This window comes from Dryocola clanedunensis (genome assembly GCF_038405435.1).
Taxonomy (GTDB): Bacteria; Pseudomonadota; Gammaproteobacteria; order Enterobacterales; family Enterobacteriaceae; genus Dryocola; species Dryocola clanedunensis_A.
Genome location: NZ_JBBYHZ010000031.1, coordinates 1 through 1,941 on the forward strand (window position 1 = coordinate 1; position 1,941 = coordinate 1,941).

General features: G+C 53.2%; 1 rRNA gene. It reads left to right on the forward strand.

The features are described 5' to 3' along the window. A 23S ribosomal RNA gene (locus AAE045_RS23090) occupies nt 1-1,941 on the forward strand; the annotation flags it as partial.

Consider the following 1,941-nt stretch of genomic DNA (forward strand, 5'->3'; position numbering starts at 1 on the left):
CTGTGAGTTCGAAGAGTAGGGCGGGACACGTGGTATCCTGTCTGAATATGGGGGGACCATCCTCCAAGGCTAAATACTCCTGACTGACCGATAGTGAACCAGTACCGTGAGGGAAAGGCGAAAAGAACCCCGGCGAGGGGAGTGAAACAGAACCTGAAACCGTGTACGTACAAGCAGTGGGAGCCTCTTTTATGGGGTGACTGCGTACCTTTTGTATAATGGGTCAGCGACTTATATTCTGTAGCAAGGTTAACCGTATAGGGGAGCCGCAGGGAAACCGAGTCTTAACTGGGCGTTAAGTTGCAGGGTATAGACCCGAAACCCGGTGATCTAGCCATGGGCAGGTTGAAGGTTGGGTAACACTAACTGGAGGACCGAACCGACTAATGTTGAAAAATTAGCGGATGACTTGTGGCTGGGGGTGAAAGGCCAATCAAACCGGGAGATAGCTGGTTCTCCCCGAAAGCTATTTAGGTAGCGCCTCGTGAACTCATCTTCGGGGGTAGAGCACTGTTTCGGCTAGGGGGCCATCCCGGCTTACCAACCCGATGCAAACTACGAATACCGAAGAATGTTATCACGGGAGACACACGGCGGGTGCTAACGTCCGTCGTGAAGAGGGAAACAACCCAGACCGCCAGCTAAGGTCCCAAAGTCATGGTTAAGTGGGAAACGATGTGGGAAGGCACAGACAGCCAGGATGTTGGCTTAGAAGCAGCCATCATTTAAAGAAAGCGTAATAGCTCACTGGTCGAGTCGGCCTGCGCGGAAGATGTAACGGGGCTAAACCATGCACCGAAGCTGCGGCAGCGACGCTTATGCGTTGTTGGGTAGGGGAGCGTTCTGTAAGCCGTCGAAGGTGGACTGTGAGGTCTGCTGGAGGTATCAGAAGTGCGAATGCTGACATAAGTAACGATAAAGCGGGTGAAAAACCCGCTCGCCGGAAGACCAAGGGTTCCTGTCCAACGTTAATCGGGGCAGGGTGAGTCGACCCCTAAGGCGAGGCCGAAAGGCGTAGTCGATGGGAAACAGGTTAATATTCCTGTACTCGGTGTTACTGCGAAGGGGGGACGGAGAGGGCTATGTTAGCCGGGCGACGGTTGTCCCGGTTTAAGCATGTAGGCGGAGAGTTTAGGTAAATCCGGACTCTTATCCAACGCTGAGGTGTGATGACGAGGCACTACGGTGCTGAAGTAACAAATGCCGCACTTCCAGGAAAAGCCTCTAAGCATCAGGTAACATCAAATCGTACCCCAAACCGACACAGGTGGTCAGGTAGAGAATACCAAGGCGCTTGAGAGAACTCGGGTGAAGGAACTAGGCAAAATGGTGCCGTAACTTCGGGAGAAGGCACGCTGTCGGTAGGTGAAGTCCCTCGCGGATGGAGCTGAAGGCAGTCGAAGATACCAGCTGGCTGCAACTGTTTATTAAAAACACAGCACTGTGCAAACACGAAAGTGGACGTATACGGTGTGACGCCTGCCCGGTGCCGGAAGGTTAATTGATGGGGTTAAGCGCAAGCTGAAGCTCTTGATCGAAGCCCCGGTAAACGGCGGCCGTAACTATAACGGTCCTAAGGTAGCGAAATTCCTTGTCGGGTAAGTTCCGACCTGCACGAATGGCGTAATGATGGCCAGGCTGTCTCCACCCGAGACTCAGTGAAATTGAACTCGCTGTGAAGATGCAGTGTACCCGCGGCAAGACGGAAAGACCCCGTGAACCTTTACTATAGCTTGACACTGAACACTGGTCCTTGATGTGTAGGATAGGTGGGAGGCTTTGAAGCGTGGACGCCAGTCTGCGTGGAGCCAACCTTGAAATACCACCCTTTAATGGCTGGTGTTCTAACGTAGACCCGTAATCCGGGTTGCGGACAGTGTCTGGTGGGTAGTTTGACTGGGGCGGTCTCCTCCTAAAGCGTAACGGAGGAGCACGAAGGTT